General features: G+C 45.7%; 6 protein-coding genes. 3 read left to right on the top strand and 3 right to left on the bottom strand.

Annotated elements, in window-relative coordinates:
* Nucleotides 1-458, top strand: a 458-nt coding sequence (locus tag MHN01_RS20870; protein ID WP_239413198.1) for an alpha/beta hydrolase, incomplete at its 5' end; no start/stop codon positions are given.
* Nucleotides 459-517: 59 nt separating this feature from the next.
* Here MHN01_RS20870 and MHN01_RS20865 read toward each other — a convergent pair.
* From MHN01_RS20865 to gloA, 3 genes are all read right to left on the bottom strand, one after another.
* Nucleotides 518-970: a DUF302 domain-containing protein gene (locus tag MHN01_RS20865; RefSeq protein ID WP_239413197.1), complete on the bottom strand. Its 453-nt coding sequence runs from the start codon at nt 968-970 to the stop codon at nt 518-520.
* Nucleotides 971-1,084: 114 nt separating this feature from the next.
* Nucleotides 1,085-2,185: an alkene reductase gene (locus MHN01_RS20860; RefSeq protein ID WP_239413195.1), complete on the bottom strand. Its 1,101-nt coding sequence runs from the start codon at nt 2,183-2,185 to the stop codon at nt 1,085-1,087.
* 12 nt (nt 2,186-2,197) lie between these two features.
* Nucleotides 2,198-2,584, bottom strand: a complete 387-nt coding sequence (gene gloA / locus MHN01_RS20855) for a lactoylglutathione lyase (RefSeq protein ID WP_239413194.1) — start codon at nt 2,582-2,584, stop codon at nt 2,198-2,200.
* A gap of 65 nt (nt 2,585-2,649) precedes the next feature.
* Between gloA and MHN01_RS20850 the strand changes: the two genes are divergently transcribed.
* Both MHN01_RS20850 and MHN01_RS20845 read left to right on the top strand, forming a co-directional pair.
* A complete protein-coding gene (locus MHN01_RS20850; protein ID WP_239413192.1) occupies nt 2,650-2,826 on the top strand; it encodes a hypothetical protein in 177 nt (58 codons plus the stop codon).
* A 186-nt stretch (nt 2,827-3,012) separates the two neighbouring features.
* Nucleotides 3,013-3,428 (top strand): 2-oxoglutarate and iron-dependent oxygenase domain-containing protein (locus MHN01_RS20845; RefSeq protein WP_239413190.1); only part of this gene is annotated, 416 nt, incomplete at its 3' end.

Raw genomic sequence — 3,428 nt, 5'->3', positions numbered from 1 at the left:
GTGCTGGTGGTCAGTTGGCGCTGGTAACTGCTTTGAGGTTCAAAGAGCAGGGAGAATGGTTGCCAAGAAAACAGATCCTTATTTATCCGATGCTTGATGCCGAGGGCAAGTCTGACAGTTACCAGGAAAATGGAAAGCAGTTAGTGATCACCAGACCTATGTTACTATCAGGCTTTGAGATGTACGTTGCAGGCTCCGGGGTTAGTGCTCGTCACCCTGAAATATCACCATTGTTCCGTGATGACTTATCCGGTTTGCCGACGACTTATATTGTCACAGCTGAGTTTGACCCGTTAAGGGATGAGGGCGAGCAGTTGTACAAGCTGCTTATCGAGAATGGTGTTGAAGCTTATTGTGATCGTTATTTGGGGGTCATCCATGGTTTCTTCCAGCTGTCAGGCGTGAGTCAATCCGCGGTGAGGTGTATTGAAAATGTTGCAAGGCATATCTCCAGCTAACCTTAAGCTCTCATTAAGGTGTAGCTTTATCACTGAAAGATAAGTCCTTTAGATAGCAATTATGGCTGGGTGGCCTTGCGTGCAAAATTGGCGAGTGCTTTGTCGATTTTTTCTATAGTTTCATCACAACCGGACATACTATGCCGTTCGACCAGATATTTCGGATCGTTATAGGTCAGCCAGACCTCGCCATTCGCCTCTTCATAGACCAGCGCTTTTTGTGGTAGATCAATGGCTACGTTTTGGCTGCATAACATTAATGGCGAGCCGACTTTAGGGTTTCCGAAAATGATGACTTCGGTAGGGCGAAGTTTTATGCCAACGTTGGCTGCGCCTTGAGAGTGGTCGATCCGCGCAAAAATAGTCATGCCTTTCTCTTGCAGGATACTTACCAAGCGTTCTGCTGTAGTGCTCGCATCATAGGTACTTTGGATTGCTATCAAACCGCTTTGTGCATGGACTACCGTATTCACCGAAAGAGTTAGCAATAAGCCAATGAGGATTTTTTTCATCTTGAGCTCCTATAGATGACAGCGCTCAGGGATAGGATGATGAAAGAATAGACTATATAACCCATAACCCCGCAATTGCTTGCGGGGTTATTTCTGTTTAAGCTAAGACAGTTATCAGTTGGCTTGATAGCTTGGGTAGTCAAGCAGGCCTTTTTCATTTCCGCCAAACAGGGTGTCAGGATCGTGTGCAGCCAGCGGATAATTGTTCAAGATGCGATTAGGCAGATCCGGATTGGCGATAAACGGACGACCAAAGCCAACCATATCCACCAGGCCATCAGTAATCGCTTGTGCCGCTTTGTCACTATCGTAGCGGCCTGCGTAAATGATGGTGCCCTGATAAGCTTTACGAATTGCGGCCTTAAATTCCTGTGGTGTGCCTGGTGCATCATCCCAGTCAACTTCCGCAACGTGTATATAGACGACACTCAGTTCATTTAGCAATGCAGCCGCGGCTGTGTAGGTGTCGATAGGGGTCTTATCCACGGTGCCGTTGAGTGAAGTAAATGGCGCAATACGAACGCCTACACGATCAGCGCCGATAGCGTCAGTCATTGCTTCGACAACTTCACCAAGAAAACGTAAACGGTTCTCAATAGAACCACCGTATTCATCGGTACGGTTGTTTGCCTCAGAATCGATAAACTGATTGACCAGGTAGCCATTTGCAGCGTGTAGTTCTATGCCATCAAAACCCGCTTCGATTGCGTTAAGCGCAGCCTGGCGGTATTCCGCTACCACGTTCTTGATGTCTTCTTTGCTCATCTCCCGCGGTTCGACGACATCAACGAAACCTTGTTCGTTGCTGCCGTTATCAATAAAGACCTTCACGTTCTCGGCTTTTAGTGCAGACGAAGAAATGGGCTGCTGCCCGCCGATGTTAGCCGGGTGAGTGACGCGGCCAACGTGCCAAAGCTGGGCAAATATGACGCCGTCTTTCTCATGTACGGCATCAGTGACTTTTTTCCAGCCCGCAATTTGTTCTGCGGTATAGATACCCGGAGTCCACGCATAGCCTTGACCCATTTCTGAAATCTGGGCGCCTTCGGCAACGATAAGGCCAGCGGTGGCGCGTTGAGCATAGTACTGAGCCATCATGTCGTTAGCGATGTTACCTGGCTGACTTGCTCGCGAGCGGGTCATTGGTGGCATCACAATACGGTTTTTAATTGAGATATTACCAAGCTGCATTGGTTGAAATAGTGCATCAGTCATTGAAATGTCCTCTTATTTGCTAACTTGGATAAGTTCAATTTGATAACCGTCAGGGTCGGTAATAAAAGCGATGTGGGTCGAGCCGCCTTTTACCGGGCCTGGTTCGCGAGTGATGTTGCCACCTTGCGCTTTGATCTTGTCACAGGCAGCATAAATATCGTCAACTCCCAGAGCCAGATGGCCGAAAGCATTACCCATCTCATACTGGTTGGTATCCCAGTTATAGGTCAGCTCTATAGTGGTACCTTCTGGCTGATCCTCATAACCCACAAACACTAGCGTATATCGGTATTCAGTGTTTTCTGTTCTGTCTAAAACGCTCATACCTAGCACCTTGGTATAGAACTCGATAGATTGGTCCAGATCAGTAACGCGAATCATGGTGTGCAAGAATTTCATAATTAGCCCTTAATACGCTTTTCCCGGCTCGCTCATAGGCCTTTTAATCCGGCAGCGTTGTGAAGATGGATGGTGACAAATCTGGCAGTGAAGATAGCGCGATTGGTTACGATCGTAAAATTATGGTTTTTTATGTTTTTAATAATTTAACGTTATTATCTTTGCGTGCTGATTTTCGAAGTAAAGCTTTAGTCTTTGTGGGTATTGCTGCGCAAACGGTTAGGCAATCGATTGATTGTTGATGTGAGTAAATTGTGTGTTTCCAAAATGATCATGTTTCGAACTTGTTACAAGCTGGTTTAGTCAATAAAATCCGCACTAATAATAACGATTTCATTACTGATGAAGTGCCCCCTTAAGAGGGTAAGTAATGGGATCAATAACAAGTCTTCAGTCAAAACAACCAGTCAGCCAAAAGAAGAAGTACTATGAAATTGGAAGCAGTCGATTATACCGCCGCGAACGCCGAAGAGTTATTTGTCGAGTCATTACGCAATACCGGTTTTGGTGTCCTGAAAAATCATCCGATCCAGCAAAAACTGGTCAGTTCAATTTATGAAAATTGGAATGAGTTCTTCAACAGTGAAGATAAAAATGATTTCCGGTTTAATGTTGAAACTCAAGATGGCTTTTTCCCATCAGAAGTGTCTGAAATTGCAAAGGGTCATACCAAAAAAGATATTAAAGAGTACTTCCACTATTATCCATGGGGTCAGTGCCCTGAAGCATTAAAAATGGAGCTGCAGAGCTACTATGACGAAGCCAACAAGTTAGCGGCTGAGCTACTGTCATGGGTAGAGAAGCACTCTCCAGAAGACGTTTCAAAGCTCTACTCTCAGCCACT

The organism is Photobacterium sp. OFAV2-7, assembly GCF_022347985.1.
GTDB lineage: Bacteria > Pseudomonadota > Gammaproteobacteria > Enterobacterales > Vibrionaceae > Photobacterium.
This window is presented reverse-complemented; position numbering and strand designations above follow the sequence as displayed.